We start from the raw sequence: 26236 nt of genomic DNA, 5'->3' as shown, positions 1-26236 counted from the left end.
TTATTTTTTAACTAAACACGCGATATAAAATCCATCCGTACCAAAATACTGTGGTAGCAACTGTAACTGTCCATCTTCACAATACGTTCTTACTTTTTCTGGTAATCGGTTTGAGAATGATTCATCTAATGAAAAATCAGGATGCTCTTCAAGGAACTGTTTTACCACTTCCTGGTTTTCTGCTCCTTCTATTGTACACGTACTGTAAACCATTTTTCCACCTGGTTTTAAAAGAGAAGCTTGAGAAGCAAGGATGCCTTTCTGAACACTTGTAATCCGCTCAATGTCATCTTCTTTCTTTGACCACTTAATGTCTGGTTTTCTTCTTAGCACTCCGAAGCCTGTACACGGCGCATCAACAAGAATACGATCAAATGATTTTGCCTTGAACCGATCGGCAACGTTTCTACTGTCGAGCGTTTCTGCTTCAATAGCGCGGAGATTAAGACGCTGTGCCTGTTTTTTAATTAATTTAACTTTATGAGGATGCAAATCAAGTGAATTCACATGTCCTGATCCGTTAAGTCTTTCTGCAATATGAGTAGATTTACCACCAGGAGCTGCACAAGCGTCGAGGACTTTTTGACCTGGCTCAATTCCAAGCGCTCTTGCAACAAGCATCGAGCTTTCATCTTGAATGGTTAAATCGCCGCGCTTATACACTTCAGTATCAAGCACTTTCCCCTGGATCACCTTGACGGCATCTACTGAAAGACTACCTTCTACAGCTTCAACACCCTCTTTTTTCAGGTCTTCGATAACTTGATCAACAGAAGTTCGTACCATATTCACACGCGCTGTCACATATGGAGAAAGAAGATTTTCTTCACACATCGCCTCTGTCGCTTCCACACCAAGCTGATCAATCCAGCGTTTGACGAGCCAGAGCGGATGACTTTTCGCAATGGAAATGCGTTCCGCGACATCTTCAATATCTTCAGGATTCTTCAGTCCTTTTCTTTGGGTATTGCGAAGTACCCCATTCACCATTCCACTAATGCCTTTGTGTCCACGTTTTTTTGCTATTTCAACTGCCTCATGGATGATGGCGCGATCTGGTACACGATCAAGATAAACCATTTGATAAAGAGAAAGTTGCAAGAGAGAAATGACCCACGTCTGGATTCTCTTACGATTTGTTAGAAAATCATCTAAGTAGAAATCCAGTGTATTCTTTCGCTGAATCGTACCGTATACGATTTCTGTTAATAAGCCTGTATCTTTCCGGCTTAGCTTATGCTTCTTAATCGTTTCATTCAGCAATAAATTGCTGTATGCCTGGTTTTTGTTAATCTTTTCAATTACATCAAGTGCTGCTTCTCTTACATTTGTCATACTATTCACCAAATCTCTCATTTTTCTCGAATGTTCTTGCTTGTAAATACTGTGCGGATGTCATACGTTTTTTGCCTGATGGTTGAATCTCCGTTAACTTGATTGCTGTTGAGTTGCCTGTTGCTACGACCGGACCATCTGCATCCGTATATAAAACAGAACCTGGATCTGCCTTCTCAGCACTCTCTACTTTCTCAGCCCACCAAATCTTCATCACTTTTCCATCATACTCTGTAAATGCGACTGGCCATGGATGCAATCCACGTACATGGTTATAAATTTCTTCACCAGTCTTCGTCCAGTCGATCTTCTCCTGCTCTCGTTTAATGTTAGGGGCAAAAGTAGCCTCTTCATCGTTTTGCTGTACAGGAGTTAATTCACCATTTAGGAGCTTTGGCAACGTTTCTTTCAAAAGCTCAGAGCCTGAAACACTTAATTTATCATGAAGTGTTCCAGTATTGTCACGTTCTTCAATAGGGACAACGGACTGTGTTAGGATATCGCCTGCGTCCAATTTCTCAACCATATACATGATCGTAATGCCCGTTTCTTTTTTCCCCTGTAGGATAGAGTAATGAATCGGTGCGCCTCCGCGAAGCTCAGGTAGCAATGACGCATGAACATTAATACAACCGTATTTCGGTGCATCAAGCAGCTGTTTTGGTAGAATTTGTCCAAATGCAGCCGTTACGATCAAATCAGGTTCTAAATCTAGAATAGGCTGAAGCTGTGCAGGGTCTTTCACTTTCTCAGGTTGTAACACCGGAAGTCCATGCTTTTCTGCAGCCACCTTAACAGGAGGAGGCGTAAGCACTCTTTTTCTGCCTTTTGGACGATCTGGTTGTGTCACTACACCAACAATGCTATAACCTTCTTCTACAAGCATATCAAGAACAGGAACTGAAAAATCTGGTGTACCCATAAATACAATTTTCGTCATCGTTACTCACTCTCTCCTTCCTGTTCAGGATCGACATACCGAATAACCTTCTCAGTAAAAAGCACGCCATGAAGATGATCGATTTCATGCTGAATCGCTCTCGCAAAGAACCCCTCTGCTTTCAGTTTGAATTCACGTCCAAAACGATTTTGCGCTTTTAGTGTGATCGTATACGGGCGTTCAACTTCTCCAAATAATCCAGGAAAACTTAAACAACCTTCAAGATCCACCTCTTTACCAGAAGCCTTCACGATCTTAGGATTGATTAATTCTAAAGCTTCTTCCTCTCTCGTATCAACAACTGCGACTTGCTGTTTAATGCCAATTTGCGGAGCAGCTAGACCCACTCCATCTGCTTGATACATTGTCTCAAACATATCATCAAGCAACTGATGCAATTCTTTATCGAAATGCTCGACAGGCGCGCATTCCACTTCAAGCACCTCATTCGGGTGCAATACAATATCTCTAATAGCCACTCATATACTCCCTTTCACATTCTACATCATCATATAAGGCTGGGTATCAATAGACAGCTGCAGTCCTCCACGGCTAATTTCCTTCGAAAAGTGCTTTTGGATTTCTTTTAAATGATGATGTAAGTTCGGTTCAGTTTTGTATTTTATCATGCATTGATAACGATATCTATCTTTGATCCGCGGGATAGGTGATGCAACAGGACCGAGAACCACACTAGCTTTGGTTAAATGATCCTTTAAATAGCCCGCAATTTTCTCAGTCACATCAACCGTTTTCGTTAGCTCTTCGTGTGAGACGTTCACCATGGCAAGAAAGTAAAACGGCGGATACCCGAATTGTTTTCTTGTTAGCATCTCACGCTTATAAAACGACTGGTAGTCGTGATCAGCTGCCATTTCAATACTGTAATGTTCTGGCGTGTATGATTGAACGATTACCTCGCCCGGAAGCAGGTGACGGCCGGCACGACCACTAACTTGCGTGAGAAGTTGGAACGTTTTCTCAGAAGCACGAAAATCAGGTAAATGGAGCATTGCATCCCCCGCTAAAACACCAACGAGCGTTACGTTCGGAAAATCAAGACCTTTTGCGATCATTTGAGTACCAAGTAGAATATCCGCTTTTCCTTCTCCAAATTGGTTCAGGAGCTTCTCATGCGCTCCTTTTCTCCTTGTCGTATCAACGTCCATTCTAACAACCCGAGCTTCCGGAAGAATTTTCGTAAGTTCTTCTTCCACTCGCTGCGTTCCTGTCCCAAAGAAGCGAATATGCTCGCTTTCACATTCAGGACAGCGGCTTGGAAAGGGTTCTTCATGGCCACAATAGTGGCATCGCATTGTTCCATTGATTTTGTGATACGTTAAGCTGATATCGCAATGAGGACATTCCGCCACATACCCACAGTCCCGACACATGATGAATGTTGAATATCCTCTTCGATTTAAAAAGAGAACCGTTTGCTCCTTTTTTTCAAGTCGATCTTTCAGTTTGTCATAAAGATCATTTGAAAACATCGACCTGTTGCCGGCTCGCAATTCTTCTCTCATATCGACAATAGATACAGCAGGCATTGCCTGCTTGTTTACTCTTTCTAATAATTCAAGGAGTGTATAGACACCTTTAGACGCTCTTGCAAACGATTCGAGTGACGGTGTAGCACTGCCGAGTACGACGGGACACGCGTAGTGCTCTCCTCGCTTAATGGCTACATCTCTCGCATGATACCTTGGGTTTTCTTCCTGTTTGTAGCTACTCTCATGCTCCTCATCAATAATAATGATGCCAAGATTCGTAAAAGGCGCAAAAACCGCCGAACGTGCTCCAACAACTACTTTCACTTCTTTTCGATGAATTTTACGCCATTCATCGTACTTTTCTCCCCGAGAAAGACCGCTATGTAAAACAGCGACTTCTGAACCGAATCGACTTTTGAATCTGGTCACCATTTGTGGTGTTAATGAGATTTCAGGGACGAGGACAATTGCCTCTTTTCCTTGTTCGAGCACACGATGAATCGATTGCAAATAGATCTCTGTTTTCCCGCTCCCTGTTACGCCATGAATGAGAAACGTCTCGTGATGACGATTTTCAATGCTATGAAGAATTGGAGTAATAGCTTGTTCTTGAAGATCAGTTAGCTCTAGGGCAGTTGAAGGTGTAAACTCTCGACCCTTATAAGGATCACGATAAAGCTCCACTTCTTCTTCCTTTAATATCCCTTTTGACACAAGCGATTTGATCGTAGACCGGGTTGTATCGAGCATATCCATGAGCTCTTTATAAGAAACCGCGCCTTTATATTGAATAAAATGCTGAATAATTTCCTGCTGTTTCAACGCACGATTACCCATTTGTTCTTTTTCGCTTTGAAGTTGATCCTCACTAAGAGCTGCGGAAACCGAAAGGATTGTTTTCGGTGCCGTTTTCTCTTTCACATCATAGCGCACTTCAAGCTCATCATTTTTGATAGCTCGATTTAACTCCTTATGGCTAAAGTGGGAGAGAAAGTCTTCCCACTTCACAACGTTTGAAGAAGTGAGCATGCGATGCCATGGTGCCGCTTCATTCGAACGGTTTCCGAGTACAACTGATTTCGTTACATTCGCTTTCATCGCTGCAGGTAACATAACTTGAAGAGCTGATACGGCATAGCAAAGTGCTTTTTCAGTTAGCCAGAATCCTAGATCAAGTAATTCTTTTGTCAACACTGGCGTAACATCTTTCACTTCACTTATTTCCTTCAATTTTCCATGCTCTGATTCACTAACGACAGAAATAACGAACCCCTGAATTTTTCTTGGACCAAATGGAACGACAACCCTCATTCCAGGTTCGATCATTTCCTCCCATTCTTCAGGTATAGCATAATCAAACATACGATCAGTTTGATTTGCTGGTACGTCAACGATAACTTTAGCGATCATGAATGTGTCACGTCCAAACGTATCACTTCATCCAATATTCGGTTTGCGGCTTCATGTTTTGACTGTAATGGAAGATCTACTCGCTCACCATCTTTTCTAAGGAGCGTCATCACGTTTGTATCTTTGTCAAAACCTGCTCCCTCCGCTTTAATGTTATTCGCACAGATAAGATCAAGGTTTTTCTTTTCTAATTTCTTTAGTGCATATTCATCTAACCGCTCTGACTCAGCAGCAAAGCCGACAAGTATTTGGTCCTTTTTCTGCTGTCCAAGCGTCCATAAAATATCTTTTGTTCGCTCCATTTCAATGACCATGTCCTCATCTGACTTCTTCATTTTCTCAGTAGAGACCATAGAAGGACGGTAATCAGCAACTGCAGCTGCCTTAATGATCACATTAGCATCCTTAGAAGCTGACAGGACAGCTTCGTACATCTCTTCAGCTGTTATCACATCAATACGCTGAACTCGTTCAGGAGTCGTTAACGTAACAGGACCTGCTACAAGAGTGACGTCTGCGCCACGTTTCGCGGCCTGCTCGGCTAGAGCAAAGCCCATTTTCCCGGATGAATAATTTGTAAAGTAACGAACGGGATCAACCGCTTCACGAGTTGGGCCTGCTGTAACGACGACTTTCTTACCAGACAAGTCCCCTACATCATCTTGAAAATATGTTTCGAGCGTTGAGAGAATGTCTTCTGGCTCTGCCATCCGACCTTTGCCAACGTATCCGCACGCGAGTAAACCTTCTCCTGGCTCAAGAAAATGACAGTTGAAGGAGCGCAGTATATCCATATTCTTTTTCACCGCAGGATGATCGTACATATGAACGTTCATGGCAGGGGCTACAAAGACCGGCGCCTCTGTAGCAAGTAATGTGGTGGACATCATGTCATCTGCAATTCCATTAGCTAGCTTACCAATCATGTTTGCTGTTGCAGGTGCAATCAAGACGAGATCGGCCCAATCTGCCAGATCAATATGAGCAACTGATGCTGGATCTTTTTCTTCGAACGTATCTCGATACACATCATTTCGTGATAACGTTTGGAATGTTAACGGCGTTACGAATTCAGTCGCTGAATCTGTCATTAACACTTTTACTTCTGCGCCTGTTTGATACAATTTGCTCGTAAGTGCAGCTGCTTTAAACACCGCAATTCCACCGCTCACACAAAGCAAAATTTTCTTCCCTTTGATACTCACCAGATTCACCTTCCATCTTATTAATTAACATAATATAAATATCGTCACCTTGATAATTGTGGCGATCGTAATGGAATGCTCTCTATAGAATCAAGAAAAAAATAACAACCTATTCTCATAGGTTGTTACTTCTTAATCAGTCTTCTATCATTCCATCAGCAAGTAGTTTGCCATCAAGCACTTCTTCAAGCGCTTTGCCAACAGCCTTAACGGACTTTGGACGATCAACATAAACATTACCAGTTTGTTGAATCGTGCGTGCACGCTTAGCTGAAAGTGTTGCAAGTGTGTACTTTGAATCAATGCGATCCATTAGTGAGTCAATCGATGGGTATAAAATCATAATTAAACCTCCGTTACATTCTTATATTTATGTGCAAGACGATCACGTCTCAGGTGCTCTGCTGTAATAATAGCACGAATTCGCTCGCAGGCTAATTCAACTTGATCATTTTCAACGATATAATCGTATTCATCAATCAATTCGATTTCCTCTTTCGCTACTCCCATACGGTTATCAATTAAATCATTTGATTCCGTACCGCGGTTTACGATGCGATTTCTAAGCTCCGTTAAACTAGGAGGCATTAAGAAAATGAAAGCTCCTTCAGGAAAGTGCTTTCGTACTTGCTTTGCTCCCTGAACTTCAATTTCCAGTAGCACATCTCTACCTGCCTGTAACGTCTCTTCCACATAGTCAACAGGCGTACCGTAATAATTGCCAACATAATGGGCATATTCGAGTAGCTTATTATTCTCGATCATCTCTTCAAATTCCTCATGAGATTTAAAGAAATAATCGACGCCGTTCACTTCACCTTCACGCGGTTTACGGGTTGTAACAGAAATTGAATACTGTACTTCAGCCGCATTTTGCATGAATGCTTTTCTGACTGTTCCTTTTCCGACACCAGATGGGCCTGATAGAACAATTAACAATCCACGTTCTTTTTCCATACTTACCTCCACTTAATTGATGCTACTCGTCTGAAAGCTCGTCTTTGTTTACTAGACGCTGAGCTACTGTTTCAGGCTGGACTGCCGAAAGAATAACATGGTCGCTATCAGAGATAATAACTGCTCGTGTTCTTCGTCCGTATGTTGCATCCACAAGCATATTGCGGTCCCTTGCAACAGTAATGATTCGTTTGATTGGTGCCGATTCTGGACTAACAATTGAGACAATTCGATTCGCATTCACAATGTTGCCGAATCCGATATTGATTAATTTAATACTCATGGTCGTTCCTCCCAGGAATCACGATTCTATTTTTACACCAGTAAGGTGATTTTAAACAAAGCGTTCAGGCTATTCAATATTTTGAACCTGTTCACGAACCTTTTCCACTTCGCTCTTAAGATCAACAATATGCTGGCTGATCTTATGGTGTTGAGACTTGGAACCGATCGTATTCAGCTCCCTATTGATTTCCTGTACTAAGAAATCAAGTTTCCTTCCAACGACACCATCACTACTAAGAATATCATGGAATTGGGCCAGATGACTACGGAGCCTGATGATTTCTTCATCTATACTCGCTTTATCTGCAAGAAAAGCTACTTCAGATAATATCCGTGCTTCATCCACTTCATCTAATTCTTTAAAACTTTCAAGCTTTGTGCGGATCCTATTCTCAAAAGCTGTCGTTACTTCATGAGAAAGGTGTGAAATAGAAATCATTTGATCATTCATGTTGGCAAGTTTTTGGCGTATATCTTGATCAAGTGCCTTTCCTTCGATCTCCCTCATCTCAACGAGCTTATGAATAGCTTGATTTAGCGTATAAAAAATCGATTCCTCAAGCCGCTCGATGTTATGCTCCTTTTCATTCACTTGAAAAACATTCAGATTCATCATGGTAGAAGCTGACAAATCTTCTTTCAAATGATAGCGTTCTGTAGCTTGTTTCAAAATCGTTATGTATTGATCTAGCAAGTGCCAATCTACTTGAACATCAGATGATTGGAAATCAGCTCCATCGATGGTTAAATAAAGTTCGATTTTCCCACGATTGACATAGCTCTGAATCGTCTTCTTCATCTTACCTTCTAGATGAAAGACTGCTTTTGGCATGCGAAATGTTCCATCAAAGTAGCGGTGATTCACAGACTTCATTTCGATTGTGACTTGAACACCCTCATATACATTTGACGCTCTGCCAAACCCGGTCATGCTCTTAACCATATTATCACATCCATTAGCTATTCTAACCAATTGTACCACTTCATCAAACCGAAACAAAGGGATATCTCTCTCGACTATACGTACTACAACAGAAAAACAGAGGGGGCTACCCTCTGCTATGTTTTCTTCTAAAGAGTGTTGTTCCAGCTAGGAGAAATGTTGGAATGCTGGAAAAGACAAGAATTAACATCCATTCTCTCATCGATAAATAAGTTGTATGGAAAATCGGTTGTAATGGTTCATAGTAAATTACTGCCAGAAGCAAGCCAACGGAAGATAGGACAGCAAGAACCAATGCTTTATTCTCAAATGGATTTCGGTGAAAAATCGACCGTTCGCTTCGACAGTCAAAAACATGGATTAATTGCGCAAGAACGAGCGTTGAAAAAGCTACAGTTTGCGCTTGAACGAGGTCATTTGGGTTTTCATTGTAACAGATCATAAACGCTGCTAATGTACATGCTCCGATCATAATCCCTCTAGAAATGATTTTCCAACCTAACCCTCTTGCAAATACGCCTTCTTTCGGCTTGCGTGGGTCTCGCTTCATGACGTTACCCTCTGCAGGATCAAGTCCAAGTGCCATTGCCGGCAACCCGTCTGTAACGAGGTTCACCCATAGAATTTGAATGGGTACGAGAGGAAGCGGCAGCATGAGCAAGATAGCAAATAGCATGACGAGAATTTCGCCTACATTAGATGCTAATAAATAGCGAATGAACTTTCTAATATTCTCATATATGTTTCTTCCTTCTTCAACTGCGTCTCGTATTGTAGCAAAATTATCATCGCTTAAAATGAGCGATGACGATTCTTTTGCCACATCCGTTCCTGTTTGTCCCATTGCAATGCCGATATTAGATGCCTTAATAGCCGGAGCATCATTTACTCCATCCCCCGTCATTGCGACAACATGCCCTTTATTTTGGAGGGCTTTTACAATCTTTAATTTATGTTCAGGCGACACACGAGCAAAAACATAGATGTCTTCAACTTGATTTTCGAGTTCTTCTACTGTCAATGTCGATAGCTTACTTCCTTCCATTACTTTGCCACGCTCTGGTAGAATCCCCAGGTTAAGAGCAATCGCTTTAGCTGTTGTCACATGGTCCCCTGTAATCATAATCGTTTTGATGCCTGCTGTTTTACAATCTGCAACAGCTTGCTTCACTTCTTCCCGTGGGGGATCGATCATACCTTCTAAACCGACAAATGTTAAGCGAGATTCAGCCTGAACGCTATGTAGCATATTCTCTTCATTTTGTATCGGTTTAAAAGCAACTGCAATAGTTCTTAGAGCTAAACTACCAAACGTATCAAGCTGCTCCTGAATTTGTTTCTCATAGCTTTTGCGTAATGGCGCTTTCTTCTCACTCCAAAGAACTGATTCACATTGCTTTAAAACAATATCCGGTGCCCCTTTGGCAATGACATAGCGTTTACCCGAAGAATCTTCCACTATCATACTCATCATTTTCCGATTAGAATCAAAGGGAAATTCTTGAATGATAGTAAACTCTTCTTCTCTTACATCCTCTGTTAACCCAGCCTTCATCGCAGCGGTAACAAGCGCTCCTTCAGTTGGGTCTCCATCAAGTACATATTCACCCTTTTTCTCTATCACTCTTGCATTACTACAAAGAAGACCAAACGTCAGAAGTTGCTTCAAAGACCGTTCATCATCTGAGTAGACACGCGTATTCCCTTTAAAAAAGTCACCGTAAGGAGAATACCCCGATCCGGTCACATCCCACGTTTCCCCTCCAGCCCACAGTTTTGTTACCATCATTTTATTTTGTGTAAGTGTTCCTGTCTTATCAGAACAAATGACTGTCGCACATCCAAGTGTTTCAACAGACGGTAGTTTACGAACAATCGCTTTCCGTTTACTCATTCTCTGCATGCCGATCGCAAGCGCAATGGTCACAATCGCTGGCAATCCCTCAGGAATTGCTGCCACAGCAAGCGATACACCAGCTAAAAACATGCTATACACATCGCGACCTTGAATGATCCCAAGGACGACCACTAGCGCTGTTAACATAAGCGCTGCTGCGATTAAGATTTTACCCAGCTGTTCGAGTCGATGTTGAAGAGGCGTTTCCATCGTATCCGCTGATTGAATTAAGTGAGCGATCTTTCCCATTTCGGTCTTCATCCCTGTTGCTGTTACAATGCCAATCCCTTTTCCCTTCGTAACGAGCGTGCCCATGAATCCCATATTGTGCTGATCCCCTAGCCCAGGATGTTCATCTGGAATCGGCTCTGGATGTTTGTTAACTGGCAATGACTCCCCCGTTAAGGCGGATTCTTCAATAAGCAAGCCCTGACAAGAAAAGAATCGCACATCTGCTCCAATTCGATCTCCACTTTCCATTCGGACCATATCTCCGATAACAGCTTCCGAAGCTTGAATTGTTGTCCATTCTCCATCACGAAGGACCCTCATCTTTGGAGATGACAACTGTTTCAACGCTTGGAGAGACTTCTCTGCTTTTCGCTCTTGAACAAAGCCGAGTATCCCATTCATTAAAATGATTAGGATAATAGCAATGGCATCGAGATACTCTCCAAGTAAACCGGAAATCAACGTAGCTGCAAGAAGCACAACGACCATAAAATCCTTAAATTGAGCTAAGAAGATTAAAATCATAGATGGCCTTTCTACTTCATCGAGCTGATTCAATCCAAATGTCTTTCTTCTTTGGACCGCTTCTTTTGAGCTAATCCCTTCATCGCTTGTCTCTAATTCCTCTTTCACTTCCGCTTTTGTCATGTTATACCAGTTCATTTTCTCCACCCCGATCCTGCACGTAATCTCCCTAATAATTCATCTATATTCAGACAAGCTCAAAAAAATGCTATACTAAGAATAATGTCTATTGATAGGAGTGTAGGTGAACAATATGTCTTTTGACGGTATGGTAATGAGAGCCGTTGCACACGAAACAAATGAATTGTTAAAAGGTGGACGAGTTACGAAGATCTATCAGCCTTATGCAACTGATTTATTACTTGTTATTCGTTCAGGTGGTAAAAATCATCAGCTGTTATTATCGGCGAATCCATCTTATGCAAGAATTCAAACAACACAGGAATCTTATGCAAATCCAAAGGAGCCTCCAATGTTCTGCATGCTTCTTCGTAAGCACTTAGAAGGTAGTATTGTAGAAGAGATTAAACAAATCGAAAATGAACGCATCATCCACGTCACATTTAAAGCACGTAATGATCTTGGTGACTTAACAACAAGGACGTTAGTAGCTGAAATTATGGGGCGTCATAGTAACGTTATTTTACTTAACGAATCAAATATGATTTTAGATAGCATTAAGCATCTTTCTCCGTCTGTAAACAGACACCGGACGGTTCTTCCAGGGCAGGATTATATTGCACCTCCTGCACAGAACAAAATTTCACCGTTCGGCTTAACGAGAGATGATTTTCTAAGACAGATTGATTTCAATGCAGGTAAACTAAGCCAACAGCTCGTTCAAGCTTTCGGTGGACTTTCACCACTGATCGCAAAAGAAGTGATTCATAGGGCAGGACTAGCTAACCGCACAACTCTACCGGAAGCTTTCTTTGATGTCTTCCAAAAGCTAGAGCAGCATCACTACAAGCCACAAATGGTAACAGAAGCGAAAGAATTCTTCTCTGTTGTTGAGCTGTCTCACTTATCAGGAGAAAAAAGAGAATTTGAATCTGCTAGCGAACTGCTCGACCGCTTCTATTATGGAAAAGCTGACAGAGACCGCGTAAAGCAGCAATCGAATGATCTAGAGCGTTTTCTTTCAAATGAATTAAAGAAAAACGAGAAGAAAATTCAAAAGCTCACTCGTACGATTCAGCAAGCACAGGAAGCCGATACGTATCAACTACTTGGCGAGCTGTTGACAGCAAACATGCATATGGTGAAGCGCGGGGATAAAAAGGTAGAAGTGATCAACTATTATGATGAAGATGGTGGAACAGTTCTTATTGAGCTGAATCCTCAGAAAACACCTTCTGAAAACGCTCAAGCCTATTTCAAAAGATACAGTAAAGCGAAGAATTCGATCTCTGTTCTTGAAGAACAAATCAGAATGGCCCATCAAGAAATCGCATATCTGGAACAGCTGATTCAACAATTAACCTCGGCCTCCCCACGTGACATAGAGGAGATACGTGAAGAGCTTGAAGAAGAAGGATACATTAAGAAACGTCGTAAAAAGAAGAAATCCAAACCAACGAAACCTCAGCTTGACGCTTACGTCTCGTCAGATGGTACGGAAATACTCGTTGGGAAGAACAACAAGCAAAATGAGTATTTGACGAATAAGCTTGCTGCTCGAGGAGAAACGTGGCTTCATACGAAGGATATTCCAGGATCTCACGTGGTGATTCGAAGTAAAGAATACACGGAGGAAACGCTCCTTGAAGCCGCCAATCTTGCTGCCTATTTCAGTAAAGCACGCGAATCTGGTTCAGTGCCGGTTGATTATACCGAAGTACGTCATGTGAAAAAACCAAACGGCGCCAAGCCAGGGTTTGTGACGTATGATCAACAAAACACTCTTTATGTAACACCAGATCAGGATTTGATATTTAGGATGAAGAAGTAATTTCAAATTCATAACGAAAGAAGGGCTGATCGCAATTGTATAGCGATCAGCCCTTCTTTTTTTATTCATACTAAAAGATATCTTCTATTACCAGGAGTACTCAATTTCACCTAGATTAATCTTCTATATTGAGTTAGAAGTTCAGAGTATCAGCTGAACACTTCTCCAGAAATTTTCTTAGAAGCATCTCCATGCTCCCACCCACAGAAACGATCATAGAATAGATCATATTTCGCTTGATATTGTTCTTTTACCTGATCAATGTTTTTAATCGAATTAATAATCTCATCGTTTGTAAACACTAACGGCCCAGGTAATTCAGACTCCATATCAATATAAAATCCCCTTAAGGTATCACGATATTTTTCTAAATCATATGTGAAGAAAAGAATTGGTCGTTTCAAGTTTGCATAGTCAAAGAACACGGATGAATAATCTGTGATTAAGATATCGGCTATGAGATATAATTCTGAGATATCATCATACTTAGAAACATTGAAAGCAAATCCTTCAAAATCTTCAGTATTAAGATGATCGGCTATAAAGTAATGCGTTCGAAGAAGCACCACATACTCATCACCTAATTCTTCTTGCAATCGCTCAAGATCAAATTTTAACGAAAACTTGTATTGACCAGGTTTATAAAATTCGTCATCGCGCCAAGTAGGTGCATATAATATGACCTTTTTATCTAATGGAATATTTAACTGCGTTTTAAATCTTTCCATAAGCTGTGTTTTGTTATCACTGTGTAATATATCATTTCTAGGATAGCCATATTCAAACATGCGATTGTTAAATTTAAACGCACGCTGAAATATCTCACTGGAGTAAGAATTTGCTGAAATTAAGTAATCCCATCTTCTAGATTGTTCATAAAAGTCTGCTTTATAATTTGGATTGGCTGAATGAACATCATTCATATCAAACACTAGTTTCTTTAATGGTGTGCCATGCCACGTTTGAAGGTAGATATTTCCCTCTCGTTTCTTTAAAGCTTTTGGAATGCGAGAATTCGAAACCCAATATTTTGCCCGCGCCATGTAATAGAAATAAGCTAATGATAGTCGTTTCACTTGCTTAGCATTACCCGGTATTTCTTTACCTGGTTTAGCGAAAACCCAAATATAATTATAGTCCTTATTTTCGTTAATGAGCTCTTCATAAATGTTTTTAGGACTATCTGAATAATTCTTTCCTAAGAAGCTTTCAAATACGATTGTTTTGTTTTGCATTGGTAGCTTAGTAAATACATAGTTGTATAACGTTCGATAAAGTTTTTGGCGACCCTTTAGTGATCTTGAAGTTATTCTTAAAACTTTATGGAGCTTCAATAGCTTCCTAAGCTTTTTCTCATCCTTATTTCTGATCGCTTTTAGCTCTCTTTTAATAAAGAAGCTAATTCTTCTAGAATATGAATGGGTATCTATAAATTGTACGACTGACGATAAATCCTCCAGGACTTCTGAATAGATGTCTTGTTCTTGAAGAACGAAGATCACGTATTGACAATAATAAGAAACGAACTGATTGCATAGAAATTTAATGGCTTTTGGATTCTCTGAGTACACTTCTGTTAGTTTTTGAAATCTCTCCACATATTCTTTTATTTTAGCTACGTCATCGTGTTGTGTTAATGACTCGGGAGAATCGGGGTCTTTTCGCCATTGTTTTTTATAAATATAGCCTGTTATCGTAGGTACGGTTTTGAAATAGTCAAGGAGAGGTAACAAAAATGTTAAATCACTATAGTATCTGTAGTCCTCATCAAAACGTAGATTTAGTTCATCAACTAACGTACGTCTAAACAATCGATTAAGTACAGATTCATTTCGAAATTTAGATTTTGAATATTTAATTCGATGTTTAACAGGTAAAGTGAGGTTGGCTTTTTTATTTTGTTTGTTGAATGAACCAAATATAACTTCATGATGAGTGATGTTGCTAATAAGAAGACCTAGAGCATATTGATCTAAACTATCGTCACTATCTAAAAAGTAAATAAACTCTCCTGTCGCCACATCTAATCCAGTGTTTCGGGCATGCGCTACTCCTTTATTAACTTTTAAATCTATGGATTTTATTCGAGAATCTTGTTTTTCATAATTCCTAATAATCGATAGACTATTATCCGTTGATCCATCGTTAATCAAAATAGCCTCCCAATTGGAATAGGCTTGATTGATTAATGATTCAATACAATTTTCCAAGTAAACTTCTGTATTGTACACAGGAATGATAATTGATATTTTATTTTTCATGACATTTCACCTTTATCTATGATTTTGAGTTCATTGTTATACTACATTTTTCAAAATCACTATCGATTTTCATGTTGGTTCTTATTGAGATCTTTTATACAATTAATCCAACTATCTTTTTGGCATAAAACCCTTTTTATAACATATGAGGACTCAATTTACTAGATTACCATAGCTTAATCTTTTTGTAAATTTTTGTTTTATTTATTACATTAAAGTAAATAAACGTAAAAACTTTAATAATATCGTTATGAAATTTACAATTATTCAACATCATATATTTTGGTTATGTTAGAGAACATTATTAATATTTGACTCTGCCGAAAATCAAAATAGAGGTTAAACTCTTTACAACAAAAAGGTTCCTGCTAAGTAACTAGCGGGAACCTCTTATTTATTAGGCTTTATTCTCAAAAATTGTGGCTATTGAAAAAATTGTATAAAGAATCACACTTCGCTGATTGAAGCGGAAATACCTCCGCTCAGCAACACTGTTTTAGAAAACAGTCATTTGTTATAATACTGCAACCGTAATAATCGCTAACCCATCAAGCACTTCTACATGTTTCGTTTCCTTCGCACCAAGCCCTTTCAGCTTCTCGCTTAGCTGTTCTGGTGTATAGCGATGTCTTTTCGTTGAAACGTTCGACCACTTTAACAGTGATGTTTGTTCAAAACCGCTCATTCCATGCTTTTTTGCATACTCGAAAGCAGCCATTTGGTCCATTTGAAGAGATGGATTTAACATAACAATCCTACCGTCTTCTTTTGTAACCCGCATCATTTCTTTCATACCTGCTTCAGGCTCTGGTAAAAGGAACATAACGCACGTTGATAGAGACAAATCAAACGTGTCATCGTTAAACGAAAGATTGCATGCGTCATCTTCTGAAAAGTGACTTTTATTCGCTCGATTTAAAAAGAAGAAATTCTGTTTGCTTGCCTTCACCATTTCAGATGATAAATCAACACCTGTCAGCATACTCGCTTCCTCGACGCCACGAAGAAGAAGTCTTCCTGTTCCACACCCTACATCTAGAACTGACTTCCCTTCCCATGATCCTGAAGCTTGTTTTAATTCATCGTGAACAGCTCCAAGCCATTTTGTTCTAGCCATATCATCAAAAAAGGATACGAGCGAATCGAACTCTTCTCCTTGCATTTTTCTCATCTTACCCCTCCTAAACGGAGAGATCTTTCAACTGCTCCAACCATTCTGTTGAAGATGGATTGTCGCGCCAGTGAAGCAGTGATTGAACCTCTCTTTCCTCAATCATACCTGTTTCAACGGCGCTTGTTAACAATTCATCGAAATTGGTAAGGGTATCCCAGGCAATTCGTTCAGCAGCGAACTGCTCTGCCCCTTTTTTCATCCCATATGTAAAGATCGCGGCCACACCGAGAACATTCGCTCCTGCAGATTGTAATTGCTTCACAGCATCAATGGCACTGCCACCAGTTGAAACCAAATCTTCAATTACCACAACTTTTTGACCATCATCTACTTTTCCTTCAATAACATTCCCTTTTCCATGCCCCTTTGCGCTTCCCCGAACGTAAACCATTGGTAGATCTAATACGTCGCTTACCCACGCAGCATGAGGAATCCCAGCTGTTGCTGTTCCAGCAATCACTTCTGCATCAGGGTATTTTTCCTTCACCATAGTAGCAAGCCCACGGGCAATTTCTTTTCTTACCTTTGGATATGAAAGTGTTAAACGGTTATCACAGTAAATTGGTGATAATAATCCTGAGGACCACGTAAATGGGTTATTCGGCTGTAGACTCACTGCCTCAATTTCCAATAAGGCTTTAGCGATTGATTTCATATGAATTCCTCCATTCAGATTTTAGTATGTCATATGCCGCTAATGGATTCTTCGCTCCAGTTACGCTGCGTCCTACGACCATGAAATCACTTCCTAGAGACCGTGCTTTCTTTGGTGAGCAGACGCGGTTTTGATCACCAGCCATATCCCCTTCGAGTCTAATCCCAGGAGTTACCGTTAGAAAACGATCGCCACAAGCTTCTTTTATCATCGGGACTTCGAGTGCTGAGCTCACAACACCATCAAGCCCACTTTCTCTTGCAAGATTGGCGAGAGAAACAACGCTATTCTTCATATTTCCAGTGATTTGCAATTCTTTTCGAAGCATCTCTTCTGACGTACTTGTTAATTGCGTAACGCCGATGCAAAGCGGGCGCTTTTGCCCTGAGCTCGTACCTGATTCAAGCCCTTCTATTGCCGCCTTCATCATACGCGACCCTCCACTAGCATGAACATTGATCAAATCAACACCAAGACCGGCTAATCCTTTCATCGCCTTTTGGACGGTATTTGGAATATCATGAAGTTTCAAATCAAGAAAAACATCGTGACCTTGCTGCTTTAATTCATCTACTAACTTAGGTCCATGTTGATAGTATGCTTCCATACCAACTTTAACGAAAAGCTTTTCCCGCTCAAATAGCGCAAGGAAATCATCTAGCTCATCTTTTCTAGAAAAATCTAATGCGAGGATGATTGAAGATTCCATTCCGATTTCCAACTCCTTCCCGTAAGCTCTGAAATATGGTGAACACCTAACTCATCAAGCAATGCTGGTAAAGACTCAATAATGTTAGGACAAATAAATGGGTCAACGAAGTTTGCTGTTCCAACCGCTACAGCGCTTGCTCCAGCAAGAAAATATTCCACTACATCTTCAGGAGTCTGCACCCCGCCCATACCGATAATTGGGATATTTACTTGTTGACTTACTTGATGAATCATACGAATGGCAACAGGCTTAATGGCAGGACCTGATAAGCCACCAGCCCCATTTGCAAGGATTGGCTTACCGGTTTTCAAGTCAATTCGCATTCCGAGAAGCGTGTTGATCATCGTTAACCCATCCGCTCCAGCACGCTCAACTACTTTTGCCATTTCCACAATATCTGTCACGTTCGGTGAGAGCTTGACGTAAACAGGAACTGACGATACGTCTTTTACAGCTTTAGTTACGTCATATGCTGTTTCTGGTACCGTTCCAAATGCAAGTCCGCCTTCCTTCACATTGGGGCAAGAAATGTTTAACTCTAGCGCATGAACGTTCGGTGCTTTAGAAATCCGTTTAGCCACGGCCACATAATCTTCAATTGTAGATCCGGCGACATTCGCAATAATTGGCACATCAAATTGTGATAACCATGGTAATTCTTCTGTCATGACACGCTCAAGGCCAGGGTTCTGGAGACCGATAGCGTTTAACATGCCTGACGTCGTTTCTGCTACACGAGGTGTAGGGTTTCCGAATCTAGGCTCATTGGTGGTCGCTTTTACCATAATGGCTCCAAGCTGATCTAGTTTGTAAAATTGACTGTACTCTCTACCAAATCCAAAGCAGCCAGAAGCTGGCATAATCGGATTCTTTAAGTCAAGACCTGGTAGCTGAATTCCTAATCGGCTCATAGGACAACCTCCCCTGCTTGAAATACCGGACCGTCACTACAAACTTTTCGATAAGCAAAGCCTGTTTCGTCTCCCTGTACATGACAAACGCACGCAAGACAGGCACCAATTCCACAGCCCATTCGCTGTTCAAGGGAGAGGTACACGCCCTTTTTTGCATGATAGTTTTCTAGCGCTTTTAACATTGGAGATGGACCACAGGCAAAGAGATAATCTGCTTCCATATCAAGCTGATTTGTTACAAACCCTGCTTCCCCATACGTTCCATCCGCTGTTGTAATCGTGACAGGGCCTAATGCTTTAAACTTCTCTTCATAAAAAACTACTGAGCTCGTTTGAAAGCCATTTATGTGCTTCACATTGACGCCGCGCTTCGTTAATTCTTGCGAAAGATAATAAAGGGGGGGCACGCCGATACCGCCTCCTACAAGCAAAGCCGTATCTCCCTCCATTGTTTTATCAACCGGAAACCCTTTACCGAGCGGGCCGAGGAGGTCAACCTCAACCCCCGGCACCATCTCAGATAAAACTTTCGTTCCTTTTCCTTCTGCTCGGTAGATCATCGTCAACTCATGCTTTTTAGGATCAATACGACAAATGCTAATCGGCCTTCTGAGAAGTGGATCTGAACCGAAGCCAGCTTTTACATGAACAAATTGTCCAGGTTGGAAGCTTTCATCAATCTCCTTATGGAAAACTACTGCTTCATAAATCGAAGCTGCAATTTCTTTTTGGGACACGAGCTCGGTTTTTAACTGTCTCATGAACGAACCACTTCTTTTTCGTGAAACTTCGGCATGCTTGTGCTTGTAAAGGTCATTGTTTCAATAACGCGAAGCAGAGCTCTTGCTGTATCAAGAGATGTAAAGCACACAACTCCGTTTTCAACTGACTCTCTTCGAATACGGAAGCCGTCACGAGCCGGTTGCTTTCCTCTAGTGAGCGTATTAATAACAAATTGTGCCTGACCTTCACGAATGACGTGTAGTAAATTCGGCTTTTCTGCCCCAATTTTATTGACGACTGTCACAGGTATTCCAAGATCACGTATGATGTGAGCTGTTCCTTCTGTCGCCAGAATGTGATAGCCGATCGCATTGAAACGCTTCACAATATCGATCGCTTCTTCTTTATCTTTGTCCGCGATTGTGAATAACACTGAGCCGTGAGTTGGAATCTTCATACCTGAAGCAACGAGCCCTTTATATAGAGCTTTCTCCAGTGTGTAATCGCGCCCCATCACTTCGCCTGTTGATTTCATTTCAGGCCCGAGCGTAATATCAACGCGGCGCAGTTTAGCAAATGAGAAGACCGGCACTTTTACATATACATCGTCTCGCTCTGTTCCATACCCTGTTTCGTAACCAAGTGATTCAAGCGATGCTCCTAGAATCACTTTTGTTGCTATGTTCGCCATCGGTACCCCTGTAATTTTACTTAAGAATGGTACCGTCCGACTTGAGCGCGGATTTACTTCAAGCACATACACCTGTTCATTTTGAATAACATATTGGATATTAAGGAGACCTTTGATCTTCAAACCTCTCGCAAGAGCGATTGTCTGTTCAATGAGCGTTTGTTTCACCTCACTAGATAAGCTCTGTGGAGGGTATACTGCAATCGAATCCCCAGAGTGAATCCCTGCACGCTCGATGTGTTCCATAATACCTGGAATAAATACGGTTTCTCCGTCAGAGATCGCATCAACTTCAATTTCTTTCCCCATCAAATACCGATCGATTAAGACTGGGTGCTGCGGATTAACCTTAACGGCATTTTCCATGTAATGAAGCAGTTCGCTTTCCTTATACACAATTTCCATTGCTCTTCCGCCGAGTACATAGGATGGGCGAACGAGGACAGGATAGCCAATTCGCTCAGCAATGGCAACTGCTTGATCAACGGAAGTTGCTGTCTTCCCTTCTGGTTGAGGGATGTTCAGCTCTGCCATCGCCATTTCGAATTTGTCGCGATTCTCCGCTCGATCCATATCTTCTAACGATGTTCCAAGGATTTTCACCCCTCGAGCTGATAGTTCGTCCGCTAGATTTATAGCCGTCTGACCTCCGAACTGAACGACTACGCCTTTAGGCTTCTCAAGATCAATCACATGCATCACGTCTTCAACAGTTAATGGTTCAAAATAAAGCTTATCTGAGATGCTGAAATCAGTAGATACAGTCTCCGGGTTATTATTAATGATAATGGCTTCATAACCCGCTTCACGAATGGCCCAAACGCTGTGCACCGTTGCGTAATCAAATTCAATCCCCTGGCCGATTCGAATTGGCCCCGAACCTAGTACGAGCACACTCTCTTTTGGTGTTTCAAGTGATTCATTCTCATCTTCATAAGTGGAGTAGTAATAAGGCGTTTCAGATTCAAATTCGCCCGCACACGTATCAACCATTTTGTAAACGGGACGGATGGCTTCTCGCGTTCGTAGTTCATAGATTTCAAGCTCCGTTTGATCCCAGAGGGTTGCAATGATATGATCTGAGAACCCTTTTTGCTTTGCTTCAAGCAAAAGATCGAGATTTCCTTTGTTTTCTTTCAACTTGTTTTCAAGCTCAATGATTCCTTGCATTTTGACGAGGAAATAATGATCAATTTTGCTCCAATCATGAATTTCTTTTATCGTTTTTCCTCGTCTGAATGCTTCTGCTACAACGAAGATGCGCTCATCGTCCGCAAAGCGAATTCTTCTCTCCATCGTTTCTTCATCAAGATCAGCTAGTTCAGGAATAGTAAGGTGACTAACGTTCGATTCCAGTGAGCGAACCGCTTTTAGTAGTGATTCTTCAAGTGTACGGCCGATTGCCATCACTTCACCTGTTGCCTTCATTTGCGTTCCTAACTTGCGATTTGCACTTTCGAATTTATCAAATGGCCATCTTGGAATCTTAGATACAACATAGTCTAAAGCTGGTTCGAAGCTTGCATAAGTTTTTCCTGTAACAGGATTTTTCATTTCAGCAAGAGAGAGCCCCACCGCGATTTTCGCTGCAAGCTTGGCAATCGGGTAACCCGTTGCTTTAGATGCAAGAGCGGAAGAACGACTTACTCTAGGATTTACTTCTATGATGTAATATTGGAAGCTGTATGGATCAAGAGCGAGCTGAATGTTACAGCCCCCCTCGATTTTTAGTGCGCGAATGACTTTTAGCGCTACGTTACGTAGCATTTGATAGTCTCGGTCAGATAGGGTCTGACTCGGCGCTACGACGATGGAGTCACCTGTATGGATTCCAACAGGATCGATATTCTCCATGTTACATACAACGATCGCTTGATCTTGACCATCTCGCATCACTTCATACTCGACTTCTTTAAACCCAGCAATGCTTTTTTCGAGAAGACACTGCGTAACCGGGCTGTATTTTAGGCCACTTGAAACAATTTCTTCTAATTCTTCATCGTTGTTCACGATTCCACCGCCTGTACCACCAAGCGTATAGGCAGGACGTACAATAACCGGGTATCCAATTCGATTCACAAATCGATAAGCTTCCTCAAGGTTATGAATAATATCACTTTCAGGAACTGGCTCGTTTAACTCATTCATGAGCGTACGAAACAAATCTCGATCCTCTGCCTGCTGAATCGCATCAAGTTTCGTACCTAAAAGTTCTACTTCATAGTCTTTTAAAACGCCCGCTTCTGATAATTCCATTGCCATATTCAGTCCAGTTTGCCCTCCAAGTGTTGCAAGAAGAGCATCTGGTCGTTCTTTTCGAATAATACGGCTAACAAAATCAAGCGTTAGTGGCTCGATGTATACTTCGTCCGCGATTGTGGTATCCGTCATAATTGTTGCAGGATTTGAGTTTACTAGAATTACTTCATAACCCTCTTCTTTTAACGCCTGACATGCCTGCGTTCCTGCATAGTCAAATTCTGCTGCTTGTCCGATGACAATCGGTCCAGATCCGATCACAAGGATTTTCTTAATATCTGTACGTTTAGGCATATGTTTTTTCCCCCTTGAATGTTGTAATCATCGAGATAAAGTCGTCAAAAAGTTCATTGGAATCTTCTGGTCCAGGTGATGCTTCTGGATGGTATTGCACACTAAAAGCTGGTTCATTCTTATGCTTGACGCCTTCAATGGAACCATCGTTTACGGCAACATGTGTGACTTCAAGGTTGGTATTCTCTAACGTTTCAGCGGCAATCGTATAACCATGATTTTGCGAAGTAATCGCGACCCGTTTTGTTGTTAAATCCATTACGGGATGATTGGACCCTCTATGACCAAATTTCATTTTCTCTGAATCCGCTCCGCAGGCAAGAGCAAAGAGTTGGTGACCTAGGCAAATGCCAAAGAGCGGAATTTTACCGAGAATACCGTTAATCATGTCCACTCCTTCAGGAACATCTTTTGGATCGCCAGGGCCATTACTTAGCATCACGCCATCAGGATTTAGGCGCAGAATTTCTTCTGCCGACGTATTGTATGGGACAACAACAACATCACATTTCCTTTTTGTTAGTTCTCTTAAAATGCCGTGCTTCATTCCAAAATCGACAAGAACGATGCGGAATCCACGACCTGGACTTGCATAAGGTGCTTTAATGGATACCTGCTGTACCTGGTCCCTTTTCAATGGTGTATCTCTTAGATCACGCGCAATCTTCTCTGGATCAACATCCATACTACAAATTTTTCCTTTTAACGTTCCATTTGAGCGGATCAGCTTTGTTAGCTTCCTTGTGTCAATTCCTTCAAGTCCAGGAATGCCTTTCACACGAAGCAATTCATCAAGCGTCATTTCATTTCTCCAGTAGCTTGGTACTTCTGTTGCTTCTTTCACAATAAGACCGTGTACAGATGGGTTTATTGATTCGAAATCATCTCTGTTTATGCCGTAGTTTCCGATCAACGGATAGGTTAGCGTGACGATTTGAGCACAATAGGATGGATCGGACAAAATTTCCTGATAGCCCGTCATGCCTGTGTTGAAAACAACCTCACCACTTTTCTCAATGTCACTACCGAATGCTTTCCCTACAAAAACGGATCCATCTTCTAATATCAGCTGTCTTCTCATCATTGATCGCTCCCCTTTTCAAACACGATTTTGCCATTGACAACTGTTGCCGTTGGCCATCCTTTACAAGTCCATCCATTAAATGGGGTATTCTTTCCTTTCGAAACAAATAACTCTGGATTAATGTCCTTTTGCTCTGTTAAATCGATAATTGTCATATCCGCTAGTGCACCTATTTCGAGAGTGCCGTATTCAAGTCCAAATGCCTGCGCTGGTTTCACCGTTAACCAATCCACAAGTTGCTTGAGTGTAAAGGTCCCTTTCTCAACAAAATGGGTGAATAACAGCGGAAAAGCTGTTTCCAATCCTACAATGCCGAATGGCGCTTTTTCCATTGACTGTGCTTTTTCTTCCTCTGAATGAGGGGCATGATCCGTTGCAATAAAGTCAATTGTGCCGTCAAGCAAACCTTCGATAAGTGCTTCTCGATCTTCTTTTGATCGAAGAGGCGGGTTCATCTTGTAATGCGTATCAAGTCCCGGTATATCATCTTCTGATAAAAGGAGATGATGTGGTGTTACTTCAGCTGTTACGTTAATGCCAGCCCGCTTCGCATCGCGTACAGTACGGACGGACTCCTTCGTACTAATGTGGCAAACATGATAATGAACGCCTGCTGCTTCAGCGAGCAGAACGTCTCTTGCAATATGTACCGCCTCACAAACCGATGGAATACCATTTAGTCCATTCTCTTTTGAGAAATGACCTTCATGAACGCTTCCTCCGTTGATCAACGTGTTTTCTTCACAATGGGCAACAATTGCTAGGTTACTAGCTGCCGCTCGCTTCATCGCTTCTAACATCATTCCTGCATCTTGAACACCAACGCCATCATCTGTTAAAGCAAACGCACCGTTTGTTTTCAACCCTTCAAAATTCGTAAGCTCTTGACCTAGCTGTCTTGTTGTAATCGCTCCGTATGGTAGGACGCGAACACTTGCCGTTTCTTTGATACGTTTCATTAACGTTTGCATCATTTCTTCATTGTCTGGTACAGGTCTTGTATTCGGCATAGCTGCGATTGTTGTAAATCCGCCTTTCGCCGCTGCTTTAGTACCAGTTTCAATCGTTTCTTTATGCTCTCCTCCCGGTTCTCTTAAGTGCACGTGAAGATCAACGAGCCCTGGAACTAGGAGGTTCCCTTTCGCATCAAAGGTTTCGTACTCACCCTTTTCAATGCTCTGTGCGATTGTTTCAATTTGACCTTCTTGATTGATAAGAACATCGCGCTCCATCAATTCTCCAGATTCATTAAGTAGTTTCGCGTTTTGGATTAGCATTACACGACCATTCCTTTCTTATTAGGTTGTAGGACCAAATTCAAGCAGGCCATTCGTACGTAAACACCGTTTTCCATTTGTTTAAAAATTCTTGAGCGTTCACATTCCACTAATGATGTATCAATTTCAACTCCTCGATTAACCGGCGCAGGATGCATGATAATGCTGTGTTTCTTCATACGTCTTTCTCGCTCTACCGTTAAGCCGAATGATTGGAGGTAAGAATCAGTATCGCTTCTTCTTGCATGGCGTTCATTTTGAATGCGGAGTAGCATGAGGACATCCGCCTGTTCAACCGCTTCATCCATTGTGACGTATGGGTAGTCATTCATTGTTTCATCTTGCCATTCACGGGGGCCCGAAAAACTCACTTTTGCACCTAGCCTACTTAATACGTTCGCATTTGACCGCGCTACCCTGCTGTGCTTTATATCACCAGCGATCACAACGTTTAGACCTTCAAATCGCTTGAATTCTTGACGAATCGTTAGGAGATCTAGTAGCGATTGGGTTGGGTGATGCCCGCATCCATCGCCTGCATTAATGATGGACATGGACGTTTTCTCAAGTAGCGGTTCGAAATACTTCTCATCTTTGTGCCTTACGACTACAGCACTTGCCCCAATAGATTCAAGGGTTTTAATAGTGTCGTATAGCGTCTCCCCTTTTTGAACGCTTGATGATGACGTTTCAAAATTCAACACCTCATATCCAAGTCGCTTCTCTGCTACCTCAAAGCTAAATCTTGTTCGGGTTGACGGTTCGAAGAAAAGATTCGCTATAAACACTGGCTCCTGTCTTTGAATACTTTTTCCATTTTTAAAACGTTCAGCCTGCAGTAAAATTTCATGAATTTCATCTAATGTAAGAGAGGTCATATCAAGTAAATGCTTCACATCACTCACTCCGTTTCGTTAATATTTTTCTCAAAAAAAACACCCTGAGCGTTGTCAGGGTGCAGAAGGTTAGACGCGTTTAAGTAAACGCATCTCTTTCCCACCCTTTTAGGTCTCTCTGTAC

General features: G+C 41.5%; 21 protein-coding genes. 1 reads left to right on the top strand and 20 read right to left on the bottom strand.

Going from position 1 to position 26236, the window contains the following annotated elements; genetic code table 11:
- The 10 genes from rsmB to Q4550_RS06760 form a co-directional block, all read right to left on the bottom strand.
- A complete protein-coding gene (rsmB, locus tag Q4550_RS06805; protein WP_303531236.1) occupies positions 1 to 1335 on the bottom strand; it encodes a 16S rRNA (cytosine(967)-C(5))-methyltransferase RsmB in 1335 nt (444 codons plus the stop codon).
- 1 nt (position 1336) lies between these two features.
- Positions 1337 to 2275, bottom strand: coding sequence for a methionyl-tRNA formyltransferase (fmt, locus tag Q4550_RS06800; protein WP_303531234.1), 939 nt, complete (start codon positions 2273 to 2275; stop codon positions 1337 to 1339).
- Between the two features lie 2 nt (positions 2276 to 2277).
- Complete coding sequence (def, locus tag Q4550_RS06795) at positions 2278 to 2754, bottom strand: peptide deformylase (RefSeq protein WP_194221378.1); 477 nt, start codon at positions 2752 to 2754, stop codon at positions 2278 to 2280.
- A gap of 21 nt (positions 2755 to 2775) precedes the next feature.
- The gene (gene priA / locus Q4550_RS06790) at positions 2776 to 5178 is read right to left on the bottom strand and encodes a primosomal protein N' (RefSeq protein ID WP_303531231.1); all 2403 of its coding nucleotides are present in this window, start codon (positions 5176 to 5178) and stop codon (positions 2776 to 2778) included.
- Positions 5175 to 6377, bottom strand: coding sequence for a bifunctional phosphopantothenoylcysteine decarboxylase/phosphopantothenate--cysteine ligase CoaBC (coaBC, locus tag Q4550_RS06785; protein ID WP_303531751.1), 1203 nt, complete (start codon positions 6375 to 6377; stop codon positions 5175 to 5177). The genes priA and coaBC overlap by 4 nt, the downstream gene beginning before the upstream one ends.
- 142 nt (positions 6378 to 6519) lie before the next feature.
- Positions 6520 to 6726, bottom strand: coding sequence for a DNA-directed RNA polymerase subunit omega (gene rpoZ / locus Q4550_RS06780; RefSeq protein WP_202407214.1), 207 nt, complete (start codon positions 6724 to 6726; stop codon positions 6520 to 6522).
- A 2-nt stretch (positions 6727 to 6728) separates the two neighbouring features.
- Entirely contained in the window at positions 6729 to 7340 is a 612-nt protein-coding gene (gene gmk, locus Q4550_RS06775; protein ID WP_303531230.1) for a guanylate kinase, read from the bottom strand.
- Positions 7341 to 7362: 22 nt separating this feature from the next.
- A complete protein-coding gene (gene remA / locus Q4550_RS06770; protein WP_159782328.1) occupies positions 7363 to 7623 on the bottom strand; it encodes an extracellular matrix/biofilm regulator RemA in 261 nt (86 codons plus the stop codon).
- A gap of 69 nt (positions 7624 to 7692) precedes the next feature.
- Entirely contained in the window at positions 7693 to 8568 is an 876-nt protein-coding gene (locus tag Q4550_RS06765; RefSeq protein WP_303531226.1) for a YicC/YloC family endoribonuclease, read from the bottom strand.
- Positions 8569 to 8674: 106 nt separating this feature from the next.
- Positions 8675 to 11359, bottom strand: a complete 2685-nt coding sequence (locus Q4550_RS06760) for a calcium-translocating P-type ATPase, SERCA-type (protein WP_303531225.1) — start codon at positions 11357 to 11359, stop codon at positions 8675 to 8677.
- Between the two features lie 115 nt (positions 11360 to 11474).
- Here Q4550_RS06760 and Q4550_RS06755 point away from each other — a divergent pair, with 115 nt between their 5' ends.
- A complete protein-coding gene (locus Q4550_RS06755; protein WP_303531742.1) occupies positions 11475 to 13172 on the top strand; it encodes an Rqc2 family fibronectin-binding protein in 1698 nt (565 codons plus the stop codon).
- 149 nt (positions 13173 to 13321) lie between these two features.
- Here Q4550_RS06755 and Q4550_RS06750 read toward each other — a convergent pair whose 3' ends face one another.
- From Q4550_RS06750 to Q4550_RS06705, 10 genes are all read right to left on the bottom strand, one after another.
- Complete coding sequence (locus Q4550_RS06750) at positions 13322 to 15433, bottom strand: bifunctional glycosyltransferase/CDP-glycerol:glycerophosphate glycerophosphotransferase (protein ID WP_303531224.1); 2112 nt, start codon at positions 15431 to 15433, stop codon at positions 13322 to 13324.
- Between the two features lie 514 nt (positions 15434 to 15947).
- On the bottom strand, positions 15948 to 16604 hold the full coding sequence (locus Q4550_RS06745; protein WP_194221371.1) for a class I SAM-dependent methyltransferase: 657 nt from the start codon (positions 16602 to 16604) through the stop codon (positions 15948 to 15950).
- Between the two features lie 10 nt (positions 16605 to 16614).
- Positions 16615 to 17262 (bottom strand): orotate phosphoribosyltransferase, encoded by a 648-nt coding sequence (gene pyrE / locus Q4550_RS06740; protein WP_303531222.1) that lies wholly within the window; start codon positions 17260 to 17262, stop codon positions 16615 to 16617.
- A complete protein-coding gene (gene pyrF / locus Q4550_RS06735) occupies positions 17246 to 17971 on the bottom strand; it encodes an orotidine-5'-phosphate decarboxylase (protein WP_303531220.1) in 726 nt (241 codons plus the stop codon). The genes pyrE and pyrF overlap by 17 nt, the downstream gene beginning before the upstream one ends.
- Entirely contained in the window at positions 17944 to 18885 is a 942-nt protein-coding gene (locus tag Q4550_RS06730) for a dihydroorotate dehydrogenase (RefSeq protein WP_194221368.1), read from the bottom strand. Before Q4550_RS06730 ends, pyrF begins: the two co-directional genes overlap by 28 nt.
- Positions 18882 to 19649 (bottom strand): dihydroorotate dehydrogenase electron transfer subunit, encoded by a 768-nt coding sequence (locus Q4550_RS06725; protein ID WP_194221367.1) that lies wholly within the window; start codon positions 19647 to 19649, stop codon positions 18882 to 18884. Before Q4550_RS06725 ends, Q4550_RS06730 begins: the two co-directional genes overlap by 4 nt.
- Positions 19646 to 22855, bottom strand: coding sequence for a carbamoyl-phosphate synthase large subunit (gene carB / locus Q4550_RS06720; RefSeq protein WP_303531219.1), 3210 nt, complete (start codon positions 22853 to 22855; stop codon positions 19646 to 19648). Before carB ends, Q4550_RS06725 begins: the two co-directional genes overlap by 4 nt.
- The gene (locus tag Q4550_RS06715) at positions 22848 to 23936 is read right to left on the bottom strand and encodes a carbamoyl phosphate synthase small subunit (protein WP_303531739.1); all 1089 of its coding nucleotides are present in this window, start codon (positions 23934 to 23936) and stop codon (positions 22848 to 22850) included. Before Q4550_RS06715 ends, carB begins: the two co-directional genes overlap by 8 nt.
- Positions 23936 to 25216: a dihydroorotase gene (locus Q4550_RS06710; RefSeq protein ID WP_303531218.1), complete on the bottom strand. Its 1281-nt coding sequence runs from the start codon at positions 25214 to 25216 to the stop codon at positions 23936 to 23938. The genes Q4550_RS06715 and Q4550_RS06710 overlap by 1 nt, the downstream gene beginning before the upstream one ends.
- The gene (locus Q4550_RS06705; protein ID WP_303531217.1) at positions 25216 to 26112 is read right to left on the bottom strand and encodes an aspartate carbamoyltransferase catalytic subunit; all 897 of its coding nucleotides are present in this window, start codon (positions 26110 to 26112) and stop codon (positions 25216 to 25218) included. The genes Q4550_RS06710 and Q4550_RS06705 overlap by 1 nt, the downstream gene beginning before the upstream one ends.
- Positions 26113 to 26236 lie beyond the last annotated feature (124 nt).

The organism is Anaerobacillus sp. 1_MG-2023, assembly GCF_030547345.1.
Classification (GTDB): domain Bacteria; phylum Bacillota; class Bacilli; order Bacillales; family Guptibacillaceae; genus Guptibacillus; species Guptibacillus hwajinpoensis_B.
The sequence above is the reverse complement of the archived record's forward strand: the minus strand, read 5'-3'. Positions and strand labels throughout refer to the sequence as shown.